Source organism: Streptomyces lasiicapitis, from assembly GCF_014646335.1.
GTDB classification, from domain to species: Bacteria; Actinomycetota; Actinomycetes; order Streptomycetales; family Streptomycetaceae; genus Streptomyces; species Streptomyces lasiicapitis.
Map to the genome: position 1 here is coordinate 252,212 of NZ_BMNG01000011.1, position 24,235 is coordinate 276,446.

Below are 24,235 nucleotides of genomic sequence, written 5' to 3' on the forward strand. Positions count from 1 at the left end.
GTGCGCCTGAGATCGTCGTACTCGGCGGAGTTCAGGCGCCGAGCAGGCTCGTGTATGCCCCTACCGGGTCCTCGTCCGCCGGGCCCTCCGGCCACCAGTCGGTGCAGCCCGCATGGGTCTCGCCCCGGTACGGGTACCAGCGGCCGTCCTGGCCGTAGCGGAGTTGGTGGGTGCCGGTGGGGTCCGTGAGGTGGTTGTGGTGGATGGTCATGCGGGGGAGGTCGGCGGCGGCCAGGGCGCCTCGGGCTCGGTCGAAGGGGCCTGCCGGGGGATCCCAGGGGGACTCCAGGACGGCCAGGCCGTCCTCTGCTCCCTGGCGCCAGGCCGCTGCCGCGCGGGACAGGTCGGTGGGCGTGCGGCCCACCGAGTCCGCGAGGGCGGCGAATTGGCGGCTGAAGGTGCGGCGGCCCGTCAGGCCGGGGTGGGAGGCGGCCAGGCGCACGGCGTCGTGCCAGGGGTCCGGTGCGGCGAGCGCGGGTGCGCCCCACATCAGGTACGCGTGCGCGCGCTGCGCGGCATCCGTCGCCAGGAACTCCAGCGCCGTGGGGTCGGGGGCGCCGGGGAGTGCCGGGAGCAGGGGTGGTTCGCCGGGGTGCGGGGGTACGGGGAGCGGGGGTGGGAGCGGGGGGCGGTAGTCGGTGGCGAGGGCTTCTCGGGCGGGGGTTCCGGGGAGGGGAGGCGCGTCGGGCTCCGCGGTGGCAGTGGTTCCGGGGAGGGCGGGCGCCTCGGGCTCCCCGTCGGCAGGGGTCCCGGGAAGGGCAGTCGACTCGGGCCCCTCGTCGGCAGCGGTTCCGAAGAGAGCGGCGACCTCGCGGTCCCCGCCGACCGTGGTTCCTGAGTCCGCTCCGCCCCCAGCTGGCCCTTCCGGTGCAGGAGTGCGCGCGGACTCCCCGGCGTCACGGACCGCCCCCTCCGGGGCACGCGTGCGCACAGGCTCCTCCCCGCCGCCCCGGACCACCCCTTCCAGCGCACGCGCTCGCGCAGACTCGCCACCACCCCGGACCGCCCCCTCCGGGGCACGCATGCGCACAGGCTCCCCGCCACCCCTGGCCGCCCCTTCCGGGGCCGTAGGCGGCGCGGGCGGCGCAGCGGAACGTGTGGCAGAACTGCCCGCCGCCGGCCCGCCGGTCGCCTCGCTCGCCGCCGCGCGCGCGTTCCGGCGCGTCAGTTCCTCCAGTACGCGCGTCTCCTCGCCACCACGCACGAGGAGCAGGACGAAGGGGTCGGCGTCCAGGATGCGGGCGGTCTGGTACGTGAGGGCGGCGGCGTGTTTGCAGGGGTGGCCGCGGTCGGGGCAGGTGCAGGAGGGGATGAGGTCGCCGCGGCCGGGGAGGAGGGGGACGCCGGTGCGGTCGGCGGTGGCCGCGAGGGCCTGGGGCATGTCCCGGGTGAGGAAGGACGTGAGGTGCGCGGGGTCCGCGGTGGCCGCGTCGAGGAAGCGGTCCCAGTCGTCGGGGGTGAAGGTGCGCATGCGGAGTTCGGCGCGGTAGGGACGGGGACGGCTGCCGTGGACGTACGCGATGATGCGCCCCGACTCGACGGTGATCGTGTCGACGTGGCCCTCGCGGGCGTACGCGCGCCCCCGGGCGAGCCGGGCCGGGTCCAGGGCCGAGCCCTCCAGGGCGTCGATCCACGCGTTGCCCCACCAGGAGGAGGCGAACGCGTCGGGGTCGGTGCGGGGCGGCAGGGGCGGGAAGATGCGCGGGCGGCCGCCGCCCACGCGCGGGGCGGGGCTCATCGTGCCCTCCGCAGCGTCACCAGGTCCGACAGCTCCGCGTCCGACAGCTCCGTGAGCGCCGTCTCGCCGCCGTCGCCGAGCACCGCGTCCGCCAACGCCTGCTTCGCGGCGAGGAGTTCGGCGATGCGGTCCTCCACCGTGCCCTCGGTGATGAGGCGGTGGACCTGGACGGGCTGGGTCTGGCCGATGCGGTAGGCGCGGTCGGTGGCCTGGTCCTCGACGGCGGGGTTCCACCAGCGGTCGTAGTGCACGACGTGGCCCGCGCGGGTCAGGTTCAGGCCGGTGCCCGCCGCCTTGAGGGAGAGGAGGAAGACGGGTACCTCGCCGGCCTGGAAACGGTCCACCATGGCTTCGCGGGTGGCCACCGGCGTACCGCCGTGCAGGAGTTGGGTGGGTACGCCGCGCGCGGCGAGGTGGGATTCGAGCAGCCGCGCCATCTCGACGTACTGCGTGAAGACGAGGACCGAGCCGTCCTCGGCGAGGATCGTGTCGAGGAGTTCGTCGAGGAGTTCCAGCTTGCCGGAGCGGGGGCGGCCGGTGCCGGTGAGGGGGGCGCCGTCCTTCAGGTACTGCGCGGGGTGGTTGCAGATCTGTTTGAGCGCCATGAGCAGCTTCATGACGAGGCCGCGGCGCGCGATGCCGTCGGCGGCCTCGATGCGGGCGAGCGTCTCGCGCACCACCGCCTGGTAGAGCGCGGTCTGTTCGCGGGTGAGGGGCGCCGGGTGGTCCGTCTCGGTCTTCGGGGGCAGTTCGGGGGCGATGCCCGGGTCGGACTTCTTGCGGCGGAGGAGGAAGGGGCGTACGAGGCGGGCCAGGCGCGCCACCGCCTCGTCGCTCTCGGCGGAGCCGCCGGTCTCGGCGAGGCGGGCGTGCCGGGCGCGGAAGGCCTTGAGCGGGCCGAGGAGTCCGGGCGTCGTCCAGTCGAGCAGGGCCCACAGCTCGGAGAGGTTGTTCTCGACGGGCGTCCCGGTGAGCGCGACCCGCGCCGCCGCGGGGATGGTGCGCAACGCCCGGGCCGTGGCCGCGTGCGGGTTCTTCACGTGCTGCGCCTCGTCGGCGACGACCAGGTCCCAGTCGCGGGCGGCGAGTTCGGCCGCGCTGGTGCGCATCGTGCCGTACGTGGTGAGGACGATGCCGCCGTCGGGGACGCCGTCGAGGCTGCGGCCGGTGCCGTGGAAGCGGCGTACGGGGACGCCCGGCGCGAAGCGTTCGATCTCGCGCTGCCAGTTGCCGAGCAGCGACGTGGGGCAGACGACGAGGGTCGGTTCGGGGCGCGCCCGGTGCAGGTGCAGGGCGATCAGGGTGACCGTCTTGCCGAGCCCCATGTCGTCGGCGAGACAGCCGCCGAGGCCGAGCGCGGTCATCCGGTCGAGCCAGGCGAGGCCGCGGAGCTGGTAGTCGCGCAAGGTGGCCTTGAGGGCGGGTGGCTGCGGGACGGGAAGCGGTTCGCCGGTGAGGCGTTCGCGTACGCGGGCGAGGGCGCCGGTCGGCACGGCGGCGACGCGTTCGCCGTCCACCTCGGCGGCGCCGGTCAGCGCGACCGTCAGGGCGTCCACGGGATCGAGCAGACCGAGATCGCGCTTGCGTGCCTTGCGTACGAGGGCGGGGTCGACCAGGACCCACTGGTCGCGCAGTCGCACGATGGGGCGGTGGGCCTCGGCGAGGGCGTCCATCTCGGCCTCGGTGAGCGGGGCACCGCCGTCGTCACCGTCACCCTCTTCACCACCGCTCAGTGCCAACTGCCAGCGGAACTCCAGGAGTTGTTCCGTCTTGAAGAAGTCGAAGTTGTCCGCGGCGGTGCCCGGAGCGGGGCGCACCACGGCGGTCGCGGTCAGCTCGCGGGCCAGCTCCCGCGGCCAGTGCACGGCGACCCCGGCCGCGCCGAGCCGGGCCGCGGCGACGCCGAGGAGGTCGTACAGCTCCTGGTCCGCCAGCGGGAGCACGTCCGGGCGCGGCCGGTCGAGGAGGCGGCCGAGCGGCGGCCAGACGCGGGCGGCGCGGCGCACGGCGAGCAGCGTGTGCGCCTTGGCACGCGGCCCGAAGTGGTCGGCGCCCGCCCAGAGTTGGGCGGCGTCGACGACGAGGGTGGGGTCGGCGAGGCTGTGCACCTGGAGCACGGCGGCGGCAGCGCCGGGTGCTCCGGCGCTCGCGGCTTTCCGGGCGGCTGTGGCGCCCACGGCTTCGCGGGCGGTTACGGAGCCCACGGCTTCCCGAGCCGCTGCGGCACCCACGGCTCCCCGCGCCGCCGCCCCCTCCCCGTCGAAGTCCTCCCCACCGAACTCCTCCCCATCGAACAGATCAGACGCCCGCAGATCCACCCGCAGCGACACCTGCACCCCCGCGTCCTGCCCCGCAGCCACCTCCGCCGCCCACTCGCGCGCCCCCGGCAGCCGCTGCGGCTCGCGCGCGGCGAACGGCGCGCCGACGGCGTACGCGGCGGCCGGGGTGCGCGGCACGGTGTCCACGACGGCGTCGACGAACGCCCTGACCAGGGCATACGGCTCGGGCAGCAGAAGCGGCGGGCGGCTGCCGGGCAGTGGCACGGCGTGCGCGTCGGCGGGCATGGCGGCGGCGACGGCCCGCAGGTGCGCGATGTCCTCGGCGCCCAGTGGCCCGGCCCGCCACGCATCCACGTCCGCGCCGGTCAGCCCCGGCAGCAGCTTGCCCCGGGCGATCAGGTGCAGGGCGTGCCGCGCGGCGGCGGCCCAGCAGGCGGTGGCGGGGTGCGCGACACCGGGAACGGCAACACCGGGGACGACACCGCGGGCCACCCCACCCCGGGCACCCCCGAGCAGACCCGGGGCGCTCGCGAGCAGCACCCCCACCGCCTCCCCCACCGGCGCCACCAGCGCGGGCACGGCACGCCTGCGCACACCCTTTCCGTGGCGGCGTACGACCGTGATCTCATCCCGAACCCAGGCGCCCGCACCCGCAGGCACCTCCCCGCCATCCGGCCGCCACCACGCCACCCGCCCCTCCCGGGGCACCTCCGCCGGCAGGAACACGGCGGCACAGGGACGTACAAGAGCCGCAAGAGCAGCAGGCGCGCCGTCAGCGGCGACCACGGCACCCACCGCCGTCATCGCCACCACCTCGCACACCGCTCAACCACTCTTCGCCCGCCGCTCACCGGCTCCACGCCGACTGCTCGCCCGCCACTCACCCTCTCCCGCCACCCTAGGCGAGCCCTCACCCCACCCCGACACCACGCGAGCGACCACCGCACGACAGGGAAGCACCATCCGGTAGGAAACTTTCCTAACAATAATCCGTCCGCATCCTTGACGCGAACATGCCCGCTCGCCACCATTCCTGAGACGGTCCTCCCGCACCCCCCCCCACGCGCCCAGGAGGCAGACATGCCGCACACCCCCACCGACGGCACCACCAACCCCCGTACGCCCAAGGCCCGTTGGGTCATACCGGCCGCCGCGGCCACCGCACTCGCCACCGTGGGCGGACTGCTCCTGTGGTCGCCGGCCGACGAGGCCGACGCCTCCCCGTCGGCGAAGGCGGCCTTCACCGCGGTCGCCGCGGGCGACATCGCCGAGCAGTGCACGAAGAGCAGCAGCAGTTGCGCGCACCCCAAGACGGCCGCGCTCGTGCAGCAGATCAACCCGCAGTTCGTGCTGACGATGGGCGACAACCAGTACGACGACGCCCGCCTGAAGGATTTCCAGAAGTACTACGCGACCACCTGGGGCGCCTTCAAGGACAAGACGAAGCCCGTCCCGGGCAACCACGAGACGTACGACCCGGCGGGCCCGCTCAAGGGCTACAAGTCCTACTTCGGCTCGGTCGCGTACCCCAACGGCAAGAGCTACTACAGCTACGACCAGGGCAATTGGCACTTCATCGCCCTGGACTCCAACAGCTTCGACGACGCCGCCCAGATCAACTGGCTCAAGAAGGACCTCGCCGCCAATGCCAAGAAGTGCGTGGCCGCGTACTGGCACCACCCGCTGTTCTCCTCCGGCGAGCACGGCAACAACCCGGTCGGCAGGCCGGTCTACAAGCTCCTCGACGACGCGAAGGCCGAACTCGTCCTCGGCGGCCACGACCACCACTACGAGCGGTTCGCCCCGCAGGACGCGAACGGCAAGGCCGACTCCGAAGGCATCGTCGAACTGCTCGCGGGCACGGGCGGCGCGAACCCGTACAAGATCGAAGAGGTCCAGCCCAACAGCCAGAAGCGGATCACCAACACCTACGGCGTCGTGAAACTCGACTTCACCGACGACGGCTTCTCCTGGAAGCTCATCGGCACGGACGGGTCGACCAAGGACACCAGCCCGTCGTACTCCTGCCACTGATCCCCGGACCCGGGTGTCACGCACATGTACCTGGCCACCACCGACGCGGTCGCCACGGCGGCCAAGCGCGGCCGCACGCGCCGCCCCCGCACGCGCGGCCGCGTCACCGGACCCGTACTCGCACTCGGCGCGGTCAGCCTCGTCACCGACATCTCCTCGGAGATGGTCGCGGCGGTGCTCCCGCTCTACTTCGTCCTCGGCCTCGGCCTGTCCCCGCTGGCGTTCGGCTTCCTCGACGGCCTCTACAACGGCGCGACCGCCGTCGTGCGCCTCCTCGGCGGGTACGCGGCCGACCGCGGCGGGCGGCACAAGCTCGTCGCGGGCTCGGGGTATCTGCTCTCCGCGCTGTCCCGGCTCGGGCTGCTGCTCGCGGGCGGCGCCACCGCCGGGATCGGCGCGGCGATCGCCGCCGACCGCCTCGGCAAGGGCGTGCGGACGGCGCCCCGGGACGCGCTGATCTCGCTGAGCAGTCCGCCGGACGGGCTCGGGCGGGCGTTCGGCGTGCACCGGGCGATGGACACGACGGGCGCGCTGCTCGGCCCGCTCGCGGCGTTCGCGCTGCTGTGGATCACGGCGGACGCGTACGACGCGGTGTTCGTCGTGAGCTTCTGCTTCGGGCTGTTCGGGGTGCTGTTGCTGGTGGCGTTCGTGCCGGGGCGGGCGGCGCTGCCGGGGGTCGGGCCGTCGGCGGGCACGTCCGCCGCGTCGGCTGCCCGAGCGAGAGCACTCCCCCGCCCCCGTCCGCGGAAGGCCCTCACCCTCCTCCGCGTCCCCGCCTTCCGCCGCGTCTGCGCCGCCGCAGCCCTGCTGGGCGCCGCGACCGTCGGGGACGCCTTCCTCTATCTGCTGCTCCAGCGGCGCCTGGACTTCGCGGAGAGCTACTTCCCGCTGCTTCCGCTCGGCACCGCGGCGGTCTATCTGCTGCTTGCCGTTCCGGCCGGGCGGCTCGCGGACCGGGTGGGCCGCCGCGTGCCGTTCGTCGCGGGGCACGGCGCGCTGCTCGTCGCGTACCTCCTGCTGCTCCTGCCGACCGGCGGCCGCCCGCTGCTCGTCGGGGTGCTGCTCGCGCTCGGTGTCTTCTACGCCGCGACCGACGGCGTCCTGATGGCGCTCGCCACGCCGTGCCTCCCGGCGGACCGGCGGGCGAGCGGCATGGCGGTGCTGCAGACCGGCCAGGCGCTGAGCCGTCTCGTGGCCGCGGCGGGGTTCGGCGCCGCGTGGACGCTGTGGGGCATCGGCGCCGCCCTGACCTGCGCGGTGCTCGCGCTGACGGTGGCCGTGGCGGGAGCGGCGGCGCTGCTGCGGCCGACGGAAGGACGGCCGGTCGCCGCCGGGGAAACGCCCCAGGAGCAGCCGGCCCCCACCACGCCCCCGGAAGGGACCGCATGACCCTCACCCTGCCCGAGGCCTCCACCCGCCTGCGCGTCGTCGCGGTCGTGGCGGCCGCCGCGCTGCTGGCCGGCGTGGCCATCACATACACGGTCCGCGCCGTCCACCGCGCCGAACCCATCGCGTCCGACTCGGAGTTCGCCCTCGACCGGGGCCACCTCTACTTCCGCTCGACGCAGGAGGGCGCGGGCCGCGTGGCCCGCGTCCCCACCTCCAGCACCACCGCCACCACCCACCGCACCCCCAACGGCCCGTCCTGCGAACGCTTCTACGCCGCCGGGGGCACCGGCCTCTGCCTGCTTCGCCGCCCGGGCATCCCGCCGAAGTCGTACGCGGTGGTCCTCGACAAGAACCTGCGCGAGAAGCGGCGCGTGGCGCTCACCGGCATCCCGAACCGCGCGCGGGTCTCGGCGTCCGGCCGGATGCTGTCGTGGACGATGTTCGCCACCGGCGACTCGTACGCGGGCGGCAGCTCGTCCTTCTCCACCCGCACCTCGATCCTCGACACCCGCACCGGCTACCTCATCAAGAACATGGAGGAGATCCCCCTCACCGTCGACGGCCGCCGCTACCACTCCCCCGACGTCAACTACTGGGGCGTGACCTTCGCCCGCGACGACAACCGCTTCTACGCGACGGTCTCGACGAAGGGCCGCACGTACCTCGTCGAGGGCGACATGCGGAAGTGGTCCGCGCGCGCCCTGCGCAAGAACGTCGAATGCCCGTCCCTCTCCCCCGACAACACCCGCATCGCCTTCAAGAAGCGCGTACGCGACGGCACGAAGAACCCCTGGCGCCTGTACGTCCTCGACCTGCGCACCATGCGCGAACACCCCCTGGCCGACCCCCGCAGCGTCGACGACCAGGCCGCCTGGCTGGACGACGACACACTGGCCTACGCGCTGCCGGGCCGCGAGGGCCGCAAGCAGGACATCTGGACTGCACGGGCGGACGGCACCGGACACCCCAACCTCCGTGTCCCGGGCGGAAGTTCACCGGCAGCGGTGCGCTGAGGCGAAGCACGCCACGTACGAAGCAGAACCACACCCCACCCGAAATCCAGATGCGCACGCGCCCCCCACCCCGCACCATGCCCCCATGACCACACACCCCGCCCCCGTCCACCGCACCGTCGTCCCGACCCTCTTCCCGCCTCCCGGCTACGCCCACGCGGCCGTCGTCGAGGCGGGCACGCGCCTCGCGTTCATGGCCGGTTCCGTCCCCCTGGACGCCGAAGGAAAGCTCGTCGGCGAGGGCGATCCGGTCCGGCAGGCCCACCAGGTGGTCGCCAATCTCGACGAGGCGCTGCGCGCGATCGGCAGCGATATGTCGCAGGTGGTGGCGAGCACGGTGTACGTCGTCGGGGACGAGCCCGGCGTGCTCTCCGAGGTGTGGGAGGTCGTACGCGCCTCCGGACTGCTGACCACGCAGCCGCACACCTCCACCCTCCTCGGCGTGACGGTGCTCGGCTATCGCGGCCAGCTCGTGGAGATCACCGCCACGGCCGTCGTACCGGAAGGGACCGGCGCATGAGCGACCAGACGACAGCCGCGGCCACCGCCACCGTCACGCTGCGCGCCGCCACCGACGCCGACGCGGCGGCCGTGGCGGAGGTCTATCTGCGTGCGTACGACGCCGCGCTTCCGACGGTCCGCCGTGCCCATACCGACGCCGAGGTGCGGGACTTCTTCCGGTACGTGGTGGTGGGGCGGGGCGGGACGTGGGTGGCGGAGGCTGCCGGGGTGGTCGTGGGGATGATGGTGCTGGAGGGCGAGGAGCTGAGTCAGCTCTACCTGGCGCCGGAGTGGCGGGGACGGGGTGTCGGGGACCGCTTCGTCGCGCTCGCCAAGGAGCGGAGCCCGAGCGGCCTCTCCCTGTGGACGTTCCAGGTCAACGCACCCGCGCACCGCTTCTACGAACGTCATGGGTTCGCGGCGGCGGAGCGGACGGACGGTGACAACGAGGAGCGGGAGCCGGACGTGCGGTACGTGTGGCGGCCCTGAACCCTGGCGTGCGTGCCGTCAGGTGCCCCAGACGGTCTGTGCCCTGATGGCGAGGCCAAGGGCGTACTCCGGCCACCATGCCCCGGCGGCGGGACCGCCCCGGCAGGTGCCGTCGGACTCACCCGGTCGCTTGATCCACAGGTAGGCGTCGATGGAGGGGTCGCCGGTGCGGGTGGTGGGCGCGGTGCCGAGGGCGCGGCCGGGCGGGTTGCACCAGGCCTTGTCGTCGCCCGAGTAGGGGCCGTTGCCGTTGCGGCTGGTGTCGATCACGAAGTGCGGGTCGCCGCCGAGGGCGCGGGCGACGCGGTGTCCGTACGCCGCGCTCTCGGCGGTCGTGCGGTAGTTGGAGACGTTCAGCGCGAAGCCGTCGGCCCGGTCGACGCCCGCCAGGCGCAGGGGTTCGACGAGGCGGCTCTCCTGCGGGATCCAGCCCGCGTTGCCCGCGTCGAGGTACACCTTGGTGGCCGGCTGCTGCTTGAGGCGGGCGACGGCGTACGCGAGCAGCGCGTACCGCTCGGGGGCGTCGGCCCGGTCGCAGCCCGCGATCTGCTGGGCGACGGCGTCCGGTTCGACGACCACGTACGCGGCGTGGGAGCCGATCGCGGTGGCGAACGCGTCGATCCAGGTGCGGTAGTGGGCCGCGTCGCGGGCGCCGCCCGCCGAGTAGTCGCCGCAGTCGCGGTGCGGGACGTAGTACGCGACGAGGACGGCGGTGCGGTCGGCCGCGGCCGCCTTCTCCACGTGGGCGCGCACCGTGTCCGCCGGGTTGTCGTCGTGGAGCCACTCCGCCTGGGCGCGGTTCGCGATGCGGTCGATGAACCAGGCATCCGCGACGCGGCCGCTCTTCCGCCACGTCGCGGACTGGTGGGCGGCGGGGGTGTCCGGGTTGACCCAGAACTCCCCGAACTCCTTCTGGGCGCCCGCCGCGGTGCCTCCCGTGGCCGTGAGGGTGGCCAGGGCGGCGGCGCAGGTGAGGGCTTGGCGGAGCCGGGTTGCCCGCGTGCGGTGGCGGTGGCCCGGCGGGGTGGTCGACTGGGGCACGGGGCCAGCGTCCCCCTCACTCGGGCCTGTCCCCGTCCGCCGCCCCGGAAAGGTCACCCCTACGGCGGCCGCGCCGCAGAATCGGCGCTCCGCGCCTCGTCCTCAATCGCCGGACGGGCTTTCCCCCACCCACCCGCCCTGACATCAACCGCGCCGCAGCTCCCCGTCTGGGGCTCCGCCCCTCTCCCCCTTTTCGGCGCTCCGCGCCTCGCCCTCAAACGCCGGGCAGGCTGAATACACCCCGCCTCGGCTACGTTTCAGCCCGTCCGCGCCGGAGCTTTTCAGCCCGTCCGGCGTTTGAGGACGAGGCCGTTCAGGCCGATTGCGGGGGTCCAGGGGGCGGCAGCCCCCTGGTTACGGGAAGGGGCGGGATTGGGGAGCCCCCGGCAAGGCCGCCCTACCTGAACCCATCCGTCGCCGCCACCAAAGCCCCCACCACCCCCACCGCCCCCGCGTCATGCCCAGCCTCCCCCACGACCACCAACTCCCCGTCCCCCCACCCCCGCTGCAACCGCCAAGGCACCCCCACAAGATTCCCGAAGTCGAGCGCCCCCTGCACCACCACACCAGGAATCCCCCGCAAGGCCCCCGCGTCCCGGAGCACCACCCCGTCCTCCCCCAGAAAGTGCCCCTGGGAGAAGTAGTGGGTGACGGTCCGGGCGAACCCGGCGCGGAAGACGGGGTCCTCGTAGCGCGCGACGGAGCGGGGCGCGGCCAGCGCGATGGCGGTCTCCCAGTCGGTCCAGGCGCGCGCGGCCCGAGCCCGCACGGCCGGGTCGGGCGACTCGAGGAGACGCAGATAGGCGGCGGCGAGATCCCCGTCCCGCGAGGCCTCCGGCACCCCGCCCCGGAAGGCCTCGAAGGCCTCGGGAAACACCCGCCCGAGCCCCCGCGTGAGCAGGTCGACCTCGGCCTGACTCCCGGTGGCGAGCCCGGTGAGGACGAGCGCGGCCACCCGCTCGGGGTACGTCTGGGCGTACCGGAGCCCGAGCACGGACCCCCACGAGACGCCCCACACCAGCCACCGCTCCACCCGAAGGTGCCGCCGCAGCAGTTCGAGGTCGGCGAGCAGATGCTTGGTGGTGTTGACGCCCATGTCGGTGGCGGGGTCGCTCGCGTGCGGCGTGGAGCGCCCGCTGCCGCGCTGGTCGAGCAGCACGATGCGGTACGCGTCGGGGTCGAAGTAGCGGCGGAATCCGGGCGTGCAGCCGGACCCGGGCCCGCCGTGCAGCACCACGGCGGGCCTGCCGAGCGGATTGCCGCAGACCTCCCAGTACACGCGGTTGCCGTCGCCGACGTCGAGCATGCCGTGGTCGTACGGCTCGATCTCCGGGTAAAGACTCATCCCGGCACGGTAACCGCCCTCAGGTGAGCGCCGCGCCCACTGCCACGAAGGCGCAGATGAGCACGAACAGGATCGCGAGCAACGGCCATACGAACCGCAGGTACTTGTCGTAGCCGACCTTGGCGAGCGCGACCCCGCCGATGGTGACGGCGGTCGTCGGCACCCACAGGTTCATCCAGCCGCTGGCGGCCGCCCACGCGGTGACGACGACGGACCGCGAGACGCCCGCGAAGTCGGCGAGCGGCGCGAGGATCGGCATGGCGAGGGTGGCGTGCCCGGACGTGGACGGGATGAGGAAGGCCAGCGGCAGGTTCACCAGGAACACGATGACCGCGAAGACGCCCGACGACGTGCCCTTCACGACCCCCTCGATCGAGTGCAGCACGGTGTCGGTGATGCGGGAGTTGTTCATGATGACGGTGACCCCGCGCGCGAGGACGATGACCAGCGCGGGCGAGATGAAGTCCGCCGCGCCCTGGATGATCGTCGAGCTGAGCTTCTGCTCACCCATCCGCGCGACCACGCCCACGAGGACCGCGGCACACAGGAACAGGGCGGCCAACTGCGGGAAGGACCAGCCGAGTTCGAAGCCGTACGGCTTCGCGTCCGCGTCGCCCGTCAGAGCGCTGGCCCACGGCACCACCGAGAAGATCATGAACGCGAAGACCAGGGCGACCACGACCAGGATGGCCTTGTGCAGCCGGGTCAGCTCGGGCACCTCCTGGGCCTCGCTCGCCGCCTGCTCCCGGTCGCCCGGCAGGAATCCGCTGAGGGAGCGCCCGGGGTCGCGCTGCACGCGTCTGGCGTACCGGATGACGTACGCGACCGTGACGCCCGTGAGCACCACCCACATCACGAACCGCAGCACGATGCCGTCGCCGAGCGAGATGTCGGCCGCCGCCGAGGCGACGCCGGTGGCGAAGGGGTTGACGGTCGAGCACAGCACGCCGATGCCCGCGCCCAGGATGATCGCGCCGACGGCGGTCATCCGGTCGTACCCGAGGGCGAGCATCAGCGGCACGATCAGCCCGTAGAAGCCCAGCGTCTCCTCGGCGAAGCCCTCCACGGTGCCGAGGACGGAGAAGACCACCATGACGCCCGCGATGAGCATGGCGCCGCGCTCGCGCAGCCGGTGCGCGAGCCGCCCGATGCCCCGGTCGAGGGCGCCGGTGGCGAACACGACGGTGATGAACGCGCCGATGGCGAGCACGAAGAGGAACACGCCCGCGCTGCCGTACAGCTCACCGGTCAGGTCGGGGCCGACCTGGCCCGACTTGGTGTCCTGCACGCCGTACAGGCCGTTGACGGGCGCGAGGAAGAGGTCGTTGAGGCGGTCGACGAAGGACTGGTCGTCGGGGACGCGGTGGTAACTGCCCTGGACGGGCGCGCCCTTGTCGTTGCGGTCGTAGGCGCCCGGCGGCACCAGGAAGGCGAGCACCCACACCGCGAGGGTGACGACGGCGAGGACGGTCAGGGCGCTGGGGAAGGTGAACTTCCGCTTGGGTGCGGGCTCCTGGGTCTCAGGGCCTGTCGTGGTGGTGGTCACGAGCGGCTCCCGTCGCCGCGTACGGGGAACGACGCCGCGTACTCGCGCACGAACGCGCCCAGCGCGACCACTGTGTCGCGCAGCTCGCCAAGGAGCACGCGCTCGTTGGGCGCGTGCAGGTTGCACATGCTGTCCTGCGCGCCGAACAGCAGGACCTCCGCGCCGGGCGCCGCCTGCGCGAGCCCGTTGACGAGCGGGATGGACCCGCCGGTCGCGACGTACGAGGCCTCCTCGCCCCAGGCCTCCTTCAGCGCGGTGAGCGCGGCGCTGTAGGCGGGCCCGCCGGTCGCTGCCTCGTAGCCGGGGCCGGTGTCGCCGGGCGTGACGGTGAGGGGGACGCCGAAGGGCCGCAGCGAGCGCAGGTGCTCGACGAGCCGTTCGCGTGCCTCACGGGGGTCCTGCCGGGGGTGGAAGCGCAGGTTCAGCTTGGCGCGCGCGTACGGCACGACCGCGGAGGCCGCGTGCTCCACGCTCGGCGCGTCCAGACCGATCACGGTGATCGCGGGCCCGCTCCACAGCCGCTCCCCGAGGCTCCCGCTGCCGATCAGCGGCATCCCTTCGCGTACGCCCGCGAGCGCGCGGAACTCCTCCTCGGTGTACGAGGTCCCGCTCCACTCCTCCCGGCGCAGCCCTTCGACGGCGACGTCGCCGTGCACGTCGTGCAGGGTGGCGAGCGCCTTCAGGAGCGCGAGCAGCGCGTCGGGCGCGGCACCCCCGAACTCGCCGCTGTGCCGGGGCTCGTCGAGGGTGCGCGCCTCGACGACGACTTCGGCGGCGCCGCGCAGGCCGGTGGTGAGGGTGGGGGTGCCGGGGCGGAGGTTGCCGAGGTCGGCGATGACCATGGCGTCGCAGGCGAAGCGGGCCGGGTCGGTGGGCGGGTAGTCGTCGAAGGCGCTGCCGTACTCCTCCTGCCCCTCGACGACGATCTTGACGCCGACGGGCGGGCGGCCCCCGTACGCGCGCAGCAGCCCCACATGAGCGATCACGTTGGACTTGTCGTCGGCGATGCCCCGCGCCCGCAGACCGGCGCCGTGGCCCGTGTCCTCGACGGGGGTGGGCTCGAAGGGCGGCGACTTCCACAGCTTCTCGTCGCCGGGCGGCTGGACGTCGTAGTGCCCGTAGAGGAGCACGGTCGGCGCGTCCGGGTGCGGGGGCGGGATCTCGCCGTAGACCACTGGTGCCGTGTCGGGCAGATCAAGGCGCTCGACCGTCGGTACGCCCGCGTCGCGCAGCAGCCCCGCGACCAGGTCGTGGGCCTCCTGGACCGGCTCGCCGGGGAATCCGGGGAAGGCGATCGAGGGGATCTCGGCGAGGCGGACGAGGTCGGCGCGCAGGCCGTCCATCAGTCCGTCGACCGTGGTGGCGAGCTCTTCGGGCGTCATGGGCAGCACCCCTGCGTGAGGAAATTTGCGTTGTTTGCCGTGAACAGCCCGAATTATCGAGTGCGCCCGCTCGCGGATTCCGGACGGCTCGCCGGGCAGCCGGGCCCTGCGCACCGATGCCGCACTAAGGTCGACGCATGGCTTCGGAGACTTCCCCCGGCACGGGCGGCGCGGACGGCGGGACCGTGCGCGTCGACGCCTGGATCTGGTCCGTACGGCTGGTCAAGACCCGCTCCGCGGGCGCGGCGGCCTGCAAGGGCGGCCACGTCCGCGTCAACGGCGACCGCGTGAAGCCCGCGTACGGCGTGAAGCCGGGCGACGAGGTCCGCCTCCGCCAGACCGAAGGACGCGAACGCGTCGTCATCGTCAAACGCCTCATCCGCAAGCGGGTGGGCGCCCCCGTGGCCGTCGAGTGCTATGTGGACAACAGCCCCCCGCCACCCCCGCGCGAGGCGATCGCCCCCGCGGGCATCCGCGACCGAGGCACCGGCCGCCCCACCAAACGCGACCGCAGGGACATGGACCGCCTGAGGGCCCTCAACAGCCGCACGGGCCCGACGCAACCACCAGTGCGGGAGACGGACTGAACCCCCAGCCCTATCAGCCCGTCGAGGGGGTCCCCCCTGCTCCTTAAGAGCTTGGGGGAGTTTGAGGACGAGGCCGTTCAGGCCGATACGGGGGTCTGGGGGCGGAGCCCCCAGTTACGGGAAGGGGCGGGCTTGGGGACGCTCCAGCGGAAACCACCCATGCCCCGCATACCAATGCCCCCCACCCCGCAAGTGATCCCCAATGGCCCGCTCCACCCGAGTACGCCGAGGCAACCGCTCCACCGGCATGAGCCGGTCCCCGAACACGAACCCCACCGGCACGCTGTCGTCCGGCGCCTCACCCCCGTACGTATCAGCAAGCCGAAACCGCTCCTGAAACCGCACGATGTTGGACTCGGCGTCCAGATACCGCTTCAACTGCGGATCAAGCAGCCACGAGTGACAGACGACCACGTCATACCGCTCCCCGGGAAAGTGCCGGGGAAAGAACTCCCGCGCGAGCTCCACCGACAGGTCACAGGCCGCCGCCGACAACGGCCCCCGGAAGTCGGCGACATGCACGCTCAGACAGGGGTCCCCGGGCCCGAGCCCCACCCCGGCGGCAGCGATCGCGGCGCCCATCCGCTCCCCGAGCAGAGACCGCTGGAACTGCAGCCGCCCCAACTGATAGAGCTCACCGCGGAAGTGCAGCGCGTTCCAGCCGGGCACAGGCACTCCGCGGCTGCCGTGCGTCCTGCGGTGCACGGCCATGTGCCGCCCGAGATCGGCGAGGGAACGACGGGAGACGTCGTCGGGTATGCCGTGCCGCAAGTGATAGGCCCGGACCCGGGGCAACGCGGCGATGAAGACGAAGACATAGAAGCAGCTGCCCAGTTCGCCGAGCTCCGCGGGCAGAACGGGCAGCCGAGGCCCCTGCTCGGGGGCGCCCAGATCGCGCAGGAGCAGAGCGACGCACCGAGTGAGCAGCCACCGCGTGTCCGGATCGTCGAGCACCCGCCCCCGCAGGGCGACGAGCGCGTTGATGTCCTCGTGCGGCACGCCGAGGTCGAGGAGGACGTCGGGCAGCTCGTCGGCGTCCGGCAGGACCGCCTCGGCGGGCGGCTCACCCCCGTCCTCCAGCGCCCGCAGCCACGCGGCGAGCACCGAGTCACGCTCCGCCGCGGCCCGCAGCACGTCCAACACGGCTCCACCCACCTCTCCGTACCGCTCCGCACCTCTTCAAGACCCGTCCGTCACCCCTTCCGCCGGGCCCGTGCCGGGTGGACCCTGGAAGGAGGAGAAGACGGAGATGACGTCCGATGCGCACAGGAAGTGAGCCGGTGACCGCGCGCAGTCCCTTGCGCATGCGCTTCTGGTTCAGCGTATGGGGGCTGATCTGGGCCGCGGCGGGGACGGTGGCCTTCGCGCTCGCCGGGCGCCCGCAGTGGGCGGTGGCGTGCGGGGTGCTGTGGCTGGTGGTCACCGTCGACATGGCGCTGATCGTGCGCCACATCCGCCAGGGCCCGCACTACCAGCCGGGCCGCGACGTACCCCCCTACGATCCGCCTCACGATCCCCCGAAGTCCTGACGCCCTACACGTCGCCCGCCCGCGGCTGTCCGCCCGCGCCGCCGCCGGCCCCGTCCTCGTCGAACCGCGCCGCCGCCAGATAGTCCGGCTGCGGGTCGAGCGCGGCGGCGAGCCGGAAGTGGCGGCGGGCCTGGTCGGGCCGGGCGGCGCGCTCGTAGGTGCGGGCGAGGGCGAAGTGCGCGAACGCGTTGTCCGGCTCGCGCTCCAGGACGATGCTGAACTCCAGCTCGGCAGCGCGCAGTTGGGCGGAGGCGAAGAAGGCGCGGGCCCGCAGCAACCGGGCCGCGGTGTTCTCCGGGTGGGCTGCGATGACGGAGTCGAGGAGCTTCACGGCACCCCGCGGATCCCGGGCGGCGAGCAACTGCTCCGCCGCCCGGAAGTCGATGACATGGCTCTCCGGGCTGCTTTCGGGCACGCCGAACTCCTTCCCTCGCTTCTCATGGTCAACACACGCGCCGCTCCGGCATATTCCGGGCCCTGGCGCGTGAAGTCGGGGCCACGATCAGCCGGGCCGCCGCCCCGGCCTCACCCCGACTTCACCCCGTCCTCACCACACCTCATCTCCGCCCCACGTCGGCCTCACCCCGACATGGCCAACGCCATGCCCACGATCACCAGGCACGCGCCCGCCGCGACGAACGACCAGTCCAGGCCGCGCCGTTCCCCACCCAGAAGCACGATCTCACGCGGGTCGTCGCTGTCATAGGCGATGCGCACCCGCTCCCCCGCGGGCAGGGGCCGCCGCCGGCTCGGGGGCACCGGCGAGACGACCTCCATCACCCGCCCGTCCGCCGTCTCGAACTGCAGCGTCGGCCGGTCGGCACCCTGCTGCACCGCCTTGACCAGGGCTTCCGCCACCTCACCTGCTTCGGTGATGCGCCGGGTCTGCTGCAGGCCGTAGGCACCGGCGAGCAGCGCGACCAGTCCGCCCAGCGTGGTGAACGCCGCCAGTACGACCACGAACCCCGCCCTTCTTCCGCCTCGCCATGGGCTATGCGGCCCGGGCCCGCATCCGCAGTTCCCGCCACACTTCGTCCACGCGGGGCGCGAGCTGTTCCAGGGGGCCGTCGTTGTCGACGACGATGCCCGCGATCTCCAGGCGCTTCTCGCGCGTCGCCTGGGCGGCCATGCGGGCGCGGGCGTCGTCCTCGGTCATGCCGCGCAGCCGTACGAGCCGGTCGAGTTGGGTCTCGGGGCGGGCGTCGACGACGACCACGACGTCGTAGAGCGGCGCGAGGCCGTTCTCCGCGAGCAGCGGCACGTCGTGCACGATCACCGTGTCCTCGCCGGCCTCGGCGGCGGCCCGTTCCAGCTCCGCGGAGCGCGCGCCCACCAGGGGGTGCACGATCGCGTTGAGGGCGGCAAGCCTGTCCGGGTCGGCGAAGACGATCGCGCCGAGCTTCGGGCGGTCGAGGGAGCCGTCGGCGGCGAGGACCTCCTCGCCGAAGGTCTCGACGACCGCGGCCAGGCCCTCGGTGCCGGGCGCCACCACCTCGCGCGCGATCCGGTCGGCGTCCACGAGCACGGCTCCGCGCTCCACGAGCAGCCGTGACACTTCACTCTTGCCGGCACCGATCCCGCCGGTCAGCCCCACTTTCAGCATGACCGGCAGCTTAGGCGCCGGTTCGGCCGCTGTCTGCCGGAGCCTCCGGAACGCCCCCGGCGCCCGGCCCCCGCCCCCCCCGGCACCGGAAACCCCTAGCCGTCGCCCTCGCGCTCGGCGAGGAACTTCTCGAACTCGCGGCCGATCTCGTCCGCCGACGGGATGTCCACGGGCTCGGCGAGCATGTTGCCGCGGGCCTCGGCGCCCGCCGCCGCGTCGTACTGGTGCTCAAGGCCCTGGACGAGCGCGACCAGTTCCTCGTCGCCCTCCTGGACCTGCCGGTCGATCTCGGTCTGGGTGCGGTGGGCCTCGGTGCGCAGGGCGTGCGCGACGCCGGGCAGGACCAGGCCGGTGGCGGCGGTGATCGCCTCCAGGACGGTCAGGGCCGCGTCCGGGTAAGCCGAGCGCGCGATGTAGTGCGGGACGTGCGCGGCGACGCCGAGCACGTCGTGGCCCGCCTCCGCGAGGCGGTACTCGACCAGCGCCTCCGCGCTGCCGGGCACCTGCGCCTCGTCGAAGGGGCTGGAGTGTCCGGGCACCAGGTCGGTCCGGTTGCCGTGCGGGGTGAGGCCCACGGGGCGCGTGTGCGGTACGCCCATGGGGATGCCGTGGAAGTTCACGGAGAGCCGCACGCCGAGGCGCTCGACGATCTCCCTGACGGCCGCGGCGAAGCGCTCCCACTCGATGTCCGGCTCGGGGCCGGAGAGCAGCAGGAAGGGCGCGCCGGTGGCGTCCTGGAGGAGCCGTACGTCCAGCGTCGGCACCTCGTAGTCGCTCCAGCGGTCGCGCCGGAAGGTCAGCAGCGGGCGCCGGGCGCGGTAGTCCACGAGCCTGTCGTGGTCGAAGCGGGCCACGACCTGCCCGGGAAGACTGTCCACGAGCTTCTCGACGACCTGGTCGCCGGTCTCGCCCGCGTCGATGTATCCGTCGAAGTGGTAGAGCATGACCAGTCCGGCCGACTCCTGGGCGAGCGCCATGTCGACAACAGCGAGGCCCTTCGGCTCCCATGCGTACAAACCCTGCGGATCAAGCACTGTGACCGCTCCTCCTCGTGTTCATTGAGCAGAACGCGCCCCACGGGGCGGGCATTCCCGGCCACGCGCATTCACAGCTACGACGCAACCTTGACGCGGACATGACCCACCTCTACCGTCTCGAAGCAGTCACACGTTCAGAATGACGCACCAGGTTCACATACAAGAACCCATGGAACTCCGACGGGAAGGCAACCCCACGATGCGTACCCGCTGCACCCGCACCCTGCTCACCGCCGCGCTCGCCGCCGCCACCGCCGCCGGGGGCCTCTCGGCGGCCGCGTACGCGGTTCCGGCGCCCCCGGCCGCCGGTCCCGCCGACACCATCGAGGTCTCCACGGCCGCGGAACTGAAGTCGGCGCTCACCGAGGCCGGCCCCGGCGACACGATCCACCTCGCGGACGGAACGTACTCCGGGAACTTCAAGACGACCGTGGCCGCGAACTCGGGCTCCCGCGTCACGCTGACCGGCTCCGCCAAGGCGGTGCTCACGGCGGGCGGCGGCTACGGCCTGCACCTCAACGGCGCCTCGTACTGGACCGTCAAGGGCATCACCGTCACCGGCGGCCAGAAGGGCATCATGATCGACTCCGCGAAGGGGGTCGTGGTGGACGGCGTGACGGTCCACGGCCTCGACATGGAGGGCGTCCACTTCCGCAAGTCGAGCCCCGACGGCGTGATCAAGAACTCGAAGATCTACGACACGGGCAACGACGACCGCGGCATGGGCGAGGGCGTCTACGTCGGCAGCGCGGGCGGCCTCTCCGACAAGAGCGACAACGTACAGATCCTGAACAACGTCATCGGCCCGGACGTCGGCGGTGAGGCGATCGACCTCAAGGAGGGCACGAAGGGCGGCAAGGTCTCGGGCAACACCTTCGACGGCAAGGGCCTGACCGGCAACAACTACGACGACTCGTGGATCGACGTGAAGGGCAACGACTACGTCATCGAGGGCAACACCGGCAAGAACACCACGAACAACGGCTTCGAGACCCACACCCAGCAGTCCGGCTGGGGCTGCGGCACCGTCTTCCGCGCCAACAAGTCCGACCTGACGGGCGCCACCGGCGACAAGCAACTGGCGATCAACGTGACGAACAACAGCGGCAGTTGCAAGACAACGGTCCACGCGAGCAACACTGTCAAGGGCGGCAAGGGCCTGACGAATGTCCCGGTGACGCCGTAGGCGGGGAGGCGCCTAAACGGGCGAGCCCCACCACTCCATCCATCCACCTTCAGTGGAGCCGTGGACCGCCCCGTTGGGTTCCGTCACCAGACAGGTGCTGTAGTTGGTCAGTGCGGGGCACAGAGTGTTGGTCGCGCCGTCGTAGTGGAAGCGCATGCCCTTGCGCCACTCGCATTGGCTGGCCCAGACGGCGTTGTTCTCCATGCTCTCGTTGTCGGTGGCCAGGCAGAGACCGGTGGCCTTGTTCTGGAGCTGCTCGTACGGTCTCTGATTGGGATCATCACCACGCCAGTCCCATTTCTGGAAATTGCTGCCGTTGCACTTCGTCAAGAAGACCCGTGACGTGGCTCCGTCGATCTTCCCGCCGGTGAGGCACCGCTCGCGGCTGTCGTCCACGAAGAACCAGTACGACGGGGCCGGTGCCGCCTGCGCGGGGGCGGGTTGGAGGACTCCAAGGCCACCGGCGACGACGAGGGCTGCGGCTCCGGCACTCAGACGATTCTTGATCCAAGTCATGTGCATGCGCGAAATGTAGTGGGTGCAACTCACCCCCCATCGAGGGCGAATGGGCGGAGAACCTGAGGAAAGGGTTGCCGATCGGCCAAGGAACAGTGGAGATTCACTTCCCTTTGCCGGTGAGGGCGACAGGAAGCCTGCCCTGATTCATCGGCGCTTCACCATCCCTCTGGCGCCGCGGGACCGCCCAAGGAGAAAACACTGTGGGCCCGCACCGTTCGGTGCGGGCCCACAGTGTTCAGCTACTGCCTAGGGAGAGCGACGCGAGGTCAGCTCTGGCCTCCGGCAAGCTTCTCGCGCAGAGCGGCGAGCGCCTCGTCCGACGCCAGGGCGCCGGAGTTGTCGTCCGACTCCGAGGAGTACGAACCGCCGCCGCCACCGCCACCGCCGGTGCCGGCGGCCGGAGCCGCGCCACCGGGAGCGGCCGCACCCTCGGCCTCGGCCTGGGCGTCCGCCTCGCGGGACTTGATGACCTGGGCCTGGTGCTGCTCGAAGCGCTGCTGCGCCTCGGCGTACTGGCCCTCCCAAGCCTCGCGCTGGGTCTCGAAGCCCTCGAGCCAGTCGTTGGTCTCGGGGTCGAAGCCCTCGGGGTAGATGTAGTTGCCCTGGTCGTCGTACGACGCGGCCATGCCGTACAGCGTCGGGTCGAACTCGACGGACGACGGGTCGGCACCGAAGGACTCGTTGGCCTGCTTGAGGCTCAGCGAGATCCGGCGACGCTCGAGGTCGATGTCGATGACCTTGACGAAGATCTCGTCGTTGACCTGGACGACCTGCTCCGGGATCTCCACGTGGCGCTCGGCCAGCTCGGAGATGTGGACCAGGCCCTCGATGCCCTCGTCGACGCGCACGAACGCGCCGAACGGAACGAGCTTGGTGACCTTACCGGGAACGACCTGCCCGATCTGGTGCGTGCGGGCGAACTGCTGCCACGGGTCTTCCTGCGTCGCCTTGAGCGACAGGGAGACGCGCTCGCGGTCCATGTCGACGTCGAGGACCTCGACGGTGACTTCCTGGCCGACCTCGACAACCTCGGAGGGGTGGTCGATGTGCTTCCAGGAGAGCTCGGAGACGTGGACGAGACCGTCGACGCCACCCAGGTCCACGAAGGCACCGAAGTTGACGATCGAGGAGACGACGCCGGAGCGGACCTGACCCTTCTGCAGGGTGGTGAGGAACGTCTGGCGGACCTCGGACTGCGTCTGCTCGAGCCAGGCACGGCGGGACAGGACCACGTTGTTGCGGTTCTTGTCCAGCTCGATGATCTTGGCCTCGAGCTCCTTGCCCACGTAGGGCTGAAGGTCGCGGACACGGCGCATCTCGACCAGGGAGGCCGGGAGGAAGCCACGGAGGCCGATGTCGAGGATGAGACCACCCTTGACGACCTCGATGACGGTACCGGTGACGATTCCGTCTTCTTCCTTGATCTTCTCGATGGTGCCCCAGGCACGCTCGTACTGAGCGCGCTTCTTCGAGAGGATCAGGCGGCCTTCCTTGTCCTCCTTCTGGAGAACCAGGGCCTCGATCTCGTCGCCGACCTTGACGACCTCGTTCGGGTCGACATCGTGCTTGATCGAGAGCTCGCGGCTCGGGATCACACCTTCGGTCTTGTAACCGATGTCGAGCAGGACCTCGTCCCGGTCGACCTTCACGATGACGCCGTCGACGATGTCGCCGTCGTTGAAGTACTTGATCGTCTCGTCGATCGCGGCGAGGAAGGCTTCCTCGTTACCGATGTCGTTGACCGCTACCTGCGGAGTGGTGGCGGTGGTCTCGGTGCTGCTCGTCATGTGGGAAAGGGCTCCGGTACGGACATTGAAGTCGTAGGTACTGCTAGCGCCGGAACCCGTTTCGCTCTGCAGAAGCCGGACAGCTCAGGAGACGCCGATCCAAGGTTCCCGAAGGAAACGGACAGCCGCCTCGACAACCGAGGGGACATACAACAGACGCGAGCGCAACCTGCTATGTCTGAGGAACGCAGGCTCGCAGCGCAACTTGTAGCATACGGGGGCCGTCGTACAGGGTCAATGCGCGAAGGCGCACACCCGGGGCGGATCGCCGCATACCCGGCACAAAACCTGTTACATGAGGCCACACGGGCCGCATCGCGCTCTGCCGCGCCGCACCCCGGAGGGCCGCCGACAAGCCGCCAAGACAGCACGGACGGCACAGTACGACCATGGAGCGGATCATCCAAGAGCCCGAAGCGCCCGAGCCCGAGGCCACCCGGCGTGACGCCGACGTCACCGAGAGCAGCCGCGCCAATCGTGGCTGGTGGGACCGGAACGCGGACGAGTACCAGATCGAGCACGGCACGTTCCTCGGGGACGACCGTTTCGTGTGGGGTCCCGAGGGCCTCGACGAGGTCGAGGCGGAGCTGCTCGGCCCGGCGGAGGACCTGAAGGGCAAGGACGTCCTGGAGATCGGCGCCGGCGCGGCCCAGTGCTCGCGCTGGCTCGCCGCGCAGGGAGCGCGGCCGGTCGCCCTCGACCTCTCCCACCGCCAGCTCCAGCACGCGCAGCGCATCCAGGAGGACTTCGGCGGCCGGGTGGCGCTGGTGGAGGCCGACGCGGGCGCGCTGCCGTTCGCGGGCGGCTCCTTCGACCTCGCCTGCTCCGCGTACGGGGCGCTGCCGTTCGTCGCCGACCCGGTGCGGGTCCTGCGGGACGTGCGCCGTGTGCTGCGCCCCGGGGGCCGATTCGTCTTCTCCGTCACGCACCCGATCCGCTGGGCCTTCCCGGACGAGCCGGGTCCGGAGGGTCTCTCGGTGGCGGCCTCCTACTTCGACCGGACTCCGTACGTCGAGCAGGACGAGCAGGGCCGCGCGGTGTACGTGGAGCACCACCGGACGGTCGGGGACCGGGTGCGGGACGTGGTCGCGGGCGGGTTCCGCCTGGTGGACCTCGTGGAGCCGGAGTGGCCGGCGTGGAACACCCAGGAGTGGGGCGGGTGGTCGCCGCTACGGGGGAATCTGATTCCGGGGACGGCGATCTTCGTGTGCGAGCGGGACTGAGGTCTCG

Annotated in this window: 22 protein-coding genes; 9 read left to right on the forward strand and 13 right to left on the reverse strand. The window is 72.1% G+C overall.

The genetic code is table 11. The features are described from left to right. Positions 1–31: 31 nt before the first annotated feature. On the reverse strand, positions 32–1,738 hold the full coding sequence (locus tag IEY91_RS41945; protein ID WP_229697211.1) for an SWIM zinc finger family protein: 1,707 nt from the start codon (positions 1,736–1,738) through the stop codon (positions 32–34). Then, positions 1,735–4,821: an SCO1167/SCO6262 family helicase gene (locus IEY91_RS24760; RefSeq protein ID WP_189175738.1), complete on the reverse strand. Its 3,087-nt coding sequence runs from the start codon at positions 4,819–4,821 to the stop codon at positions 1,735–1,737. The genes IEY91_RS41945 and IEY91_RS24760 overlap by 4 nt, the downstream gene beginning before the upstream one ends. A gap of 276 nt (positions 4,822–5,097) precedes the next feature. On the opposite strand from IEY91_RS24760, the gene IEY91_RS24765 reads away from it, so the two are divergent. From IEY91_RS24765 to IEY91_RS24785, 5 genes are all read left to right on the forward strand, one after another. Then, positions 5,098–6,051 (forward strand): metallophosphoesterase family protein, encoded by a 954-nt coding sequence (locus IEY91_RS24765; protein WP_189175739.1) that lies wholly within the window; start codon positions 5,098–5,100, stop codon positions 6,049–6,051. Between the two features lie 24 nt (positions 6,052–6,075). Next, positions 6,076–7,440: an MFS transporter gene (locus IEY91_RS24770; RefSeq protein ID WP_189175740.1), complete on the forward strand. Its 1,365-nt coding sequence runs from the start codon at positions 6,076–6,078 to the stop codon at positions 7,438–7,440. Next, complete coding sequence (locus IEY91_RS24775) at positions 7,437–8,453, forward strand: TolB-like translocation protein (protein ID WP_164325922.1); 1,017 nt, start codon at positions 7,437–7,439, stop codon at positions 8,451–8,453. The genes IEY91_RS24770 and IEY91_RS24775 overlap by 4 nt, the downstream gene beginning before the upstream one ends. An 85-nt stretch (positions 8,454–8,538) precedes the next feature. Next, the gene (locus IEY91_RS24780) at positions 8,539–8,973 is read left to right on the forward strand and encodes a RidA family protein (protein ID WP_189175741.1); all 435 of its coding nucleotides are present in this window, start codon (positions 8,539–8,541) and stop codon (positions 8,971–8,973) included. Beyond that, positions 8,970–9,443 carry a GNAT family N-acetyltransferase gene (locus tag IEY91_RS24785; RefSeq protein ID WP_189175742.1) on the forward strand — a complete coding sequence of 158 codons (474 nt, stop codon included), beginning with the start codon at positions 8,970–8,972 and terminating at the stop codon, positions 9,441–9,443. Before IEY91_RS24780 ends, IEY91_RS24785 begins: the two co-directional genes overlap by 4 nt. Before the next feature lie 18 nt (positions 9,444–9,461). Here the strand turns inward: IEY91_RS24785 and IEY91_RS24790 are convergent, their stop codons facing one another. The 4 genes from IEY91_RS24790 to IEY91_RS24805 form a co-directional block, all read right to left on the reverse strand. Continuing rightward, positions 9,462–10,484 carry a glycoside hydrolase family 6 protein gene (locus tag IEY91_RS24790; RefSeq protein ID WP_189175743.1) on the reverse strand — a complete coding sequence of 341 codons (1,023 nt, stop codon included), beginning with the start codon at positions 10,482–10,484 and terminating at the stop codon, positions 9,462–9,464. Positions 10,485–10,881: 397 nt separating this feature from the next. Further along, positions 10,882–11,829: a prolyl aminopeptidase gene (gene pip, locus IEY91_RS24795; protein WP_189175744.1), complete on the reverse strand. Its 948-nt coding sequence runs from the start codon at positions 11,827–11,829 to the stop codon at positions 10,882–10,884. Between the two features lie 19 nt (positions 11,830–11,848). Next, entirely contained in the window at positions 11,849–13,375 is a 1,527-nt protein-coding gene (locus IEY91_RS24800) for a YfcC family protein (protein WP_189175745.1), read from the reverse strand. Further along, positions 13,372–14,757 (reverse strand): M20/M25/M40 family metallo-hydrolase, encoded by a 1,386-nt coding sequence (locus IEY91_RS24805; protein WP_164325917.1) that lies wholly within the window; start codon positions 14,755–14,757, stop codon positions 13,372–13,374. Before IEY91_RS24805 ends, IEY91_RS24800 begins: the two co-directional genes overlap by 4 nt. A gap of 137 nt (positions 14,758–14,894) precedes the next feature. On the opposite strand from IEY91_RS24805, the gene IEY91_RS24810 reads away from it, so the two are divergent. Further along, complete coding sequence (locus IEY91_RS24810) at positions 14,895–15,344, forward strand: RNA-binding S4 domain-containing protein (protein ID WP_189175746.1); 450 nt, start codon at positions 14,895–14,897, stop codon at positions 15,342–15,344. Positions 15,345–15,458: 114 nt separating this feature from the next. Here IEY91_RS24810 and IEY91_RS24815 read toward each other — a convergent pair whose 3' ends face one another. Next, positions 15,459–16,487, reverse strand: a complete 1,029-nt coding sequence (locus IEY91_RS24815; protein WP_189175747.1) for an acyltransferase domain-containing protein — start codon at positions 16,485–16,487, stop codon at positions 15,459–15,461. Positions 16,488–16,603: 116 nt separating this feature from the next. On the opposite strand from IEY91_RS24815, the gene IEY91_RS24820 reads away from it, so the two are divergent. After that, positions 16,604–16,873, forward strand: coding sequence for a DUF6343 family protein (locus IEY91_RS24820; protein WP_189175748.1), 270 nt, complete (start codon positions 16,604–16,606; stop codon positions 16,871–16,873). Positions 16,874–16,877: 4 nt separating this feature from the next. Here IEY91_RS24820 and IEY91_RS24825 read toward each other — a convergent pair whose 3' ends face one another. The 4 genes from IEY91_RS24825 to IEY91_RS24840 form a co-directional block, all read right to left on the reverse strand. Beyond that, the gene (locus tag IEY91_RS24825) at positions 16,878–17,288 is read right to left on the reverse strand and encodes a tetratricopeptide repeat protein (protein ID WP_164325913.1); all 411 of its coding nucleotides are present in this window, start codon (positions 17,286–17,288) and stop codon (positions 16,878–16,880) included. Between the two features lie 164 nt (positions 17,289–17,452). Then, entirely contained in the window at positions 17,453–17,833 is a 381-nt protein-coding gene (locus IEY91_RS24830; RefSeq protein ID WP_189175749.1) for a DUF3592 domain-containing protein, read from the reverse strand. Between the two features lie 31 nt (positions 17,834–17,864). Continuing rightward, the gene (coaE, locus tag IEY91_RS24835) at positions 17,865–18,476 is read right to left on the reverse strand and encodes a dephospho-CoA kinase (protein ID WP_189175750.1); all 612 of its coding nucleotides are present in this window, start codon (positions 18,474–18,476) and stop codon (positions 17,865–17,867) included. 95 nt (positions 18,477–18,571) lie between these two features. Continuing rightward, the gene (locus tag IEY91_RS24840) at positions 18,572–19,510 is read right to left on the reverse strand and encodes a PAC2 family protein (protein WP_164325908.1); all 939 of its coding nucleotides are present in this window, start codon (positions 19,508–19,510) and stop codon (positions 18,572–18,574) included. Between the two features lie 172 nt (positions 19,511–19,682). On the opposite strand from IEY91_RS24840, the gene IEY91_RS24845 reads away from it, so the two are divergent. Continuing rightward, positions 19,683–20,699: a right-handed parallel beta-helix repeat-containing protein gene (locus IEY91_RS24845; RefSeq protein ID WP_373288005.1), complete on the forward strand. Its 1,017-nt coding sequence runs from the start codon at positions 19,683–19,685 to the stop codon at positions 20,697–20,699. Between the two features lie 12 nt (positions 20,700–20,711). Here IEY91_RS24845 and IEY91_RS24850 read toward each other — a convergent pair whose 3' ends face one another. Together IEY91_RS24850 and rpsA are read right to left on the reverse strand one after the other, a co-directional pair. Continuing rightward, on the reverse strand, positions 20,712–21,221 hold the full coding sequence (locus IEY91_RS24850) for a ricin-type beta-trefoil lectin domain protein (protein ID WP_189175751.1): 510 nt from the start codon (positions 21,219–21,221) through the stop codon (positions 20,712–20,714). 263 nt (positions 21,222–21,484) lie between these two features. Then, positions 21,485–23,005 carry a 30S ribosomal protein S1 gene (rpsA, locus tag IEY91_RS24855; RefSeq protein ID WP_164325906.1) on the reverse strand — a complete coding sequence of 507 codons (1,521 nt, stop codon included), beginning with the start codon at positions 23,003–23,005 and terminating at the stop codon, positions 21,485–21,487. A 389-nt stretch (positions 23,006–23,394) separates the two neighbouring features. Here rpsA and IEY91_RS24860 point away from each other — a divergent pair, with 389 nt between their 5' ends. Further along, positions 23,395–24,228 (forward strand): class I SAM-dependent methyltransferase, encoded by an 834-nt coding sequence (locus IEY91_RS24860; RefSeq protein WP_189175752.1) that lies wholly within the window; start codon positions 23,395–23,397, stop codon positions 24,226–24,228. Positions 24,229–24,235 lie beyond the last annotated feature (7 nt).

Coding starts and splice junctions, on each gene's coding strand:
- IEY91_RS41945 (WP_229697211.1), bottom strand. CDS start 1,738: ATGAGCCCCGCCCCGCGCGTGGGCGGCGGCCGCCCGCGCATCTTCCCG.
- IEY91_RS24760 (WP_189175738.1), bottom strand. CDS start 4,821: ATGACGGCGGTGGGTGCCGTGGTCGCCGCTGACGGCGCGCCTGCTGCT.
- IEY91_RS24765 (WP_189175739.1), top strand. CDS start 5,098: ATGCCGCACACCCCCACCGACGGCACCACCAACCCCCGTACGCCCAAG.
- IEY91_RS24770 (WP_189175740.1), top strand. CDS start 6,076: ATGTACCTGGCCACCACCGACGCGGTCGCCACGGCGGCCAAGCGCGGC.
- IEY91_RS24775 (WP_164325922.1), top strand. CDS start 7,437: ATGACCCTCACCCTGCCCGAGGCCTCCACCCGCCTGCGCGTCGTCGCG.
- IEY91_RS24780 (WP_189175741.1), top strand. CDS start 8,539: ATGACCACACACCCCGCCCCCGTCCACCGCACCGTCGTCCCGACCCTC.
- IEY91_RS24785 (WP_189175742.1), top strand. CDS start 8,970: ATGAGCGACCAGACGACAGCCGCGGCCACCGCCACCGTCACGCTGCGC.
- pip (WP_189175744.1), bottom strand. CDS start 11,829: ATGAGTCTTTACCCGGAGATCGAGCCGTACGACCACGGCATGCTCGAC.
- IEY91_RS24805 (WP_164325917.1), bottom strand. CDS start 14,757: ATGACGCCCGAAGAGCTCGCCACCACGGTCGACGGACTGATGGACGGC.
- IEY91_RS24810 (WP_189175746.1), top strand. CDS start 14,895: ATGGCTTCGGAGACTTCCCCCGGCACGGGCGGCGCGGACGGCGGGACC.
- IEY91_RS24820 (WP_189175748.1), top strand. CDS start 16,604: ATGCGCACAGGAAGTGAGCCGGTGACCGCGCGCAGTCCCTTGCGCATG.
- coaE (WP_189175750.1), bottom strand. CDS start 18,476: ATGCTGAAAGTGGGGCTGACCGGCGGGATCGGTGCCGGCAAGAGTGAA.
- IEY91_RS24845 (WP_373288005.1), top strand. CDS start 19,683: ATGGAACTCCGACGGGAAGGCAACCCCACGATGCGTACCCGCTGCACC.
- IEY91_RS24850 (WP_189175751.1), bottom strand. CDS start 21,221: ATGCACATGACTTGGATCAAGAATCGTCTGAGTGCCGGAGCCGCAGCC.
- rpsA (WP_164325906.1), bottom strand. CDS start 23,005: ATGACGAGCAGCACCGAGACCACCGCCACCACTCCGCAGGTAGCGGTC.
- IEY91_RS24860 (WP_189175752.1), top strand. CDS start 23,395: ATGGAGCGGATCATCCAAGAGCCCGAAGCGCCCGAGCCCGAGGCCACC.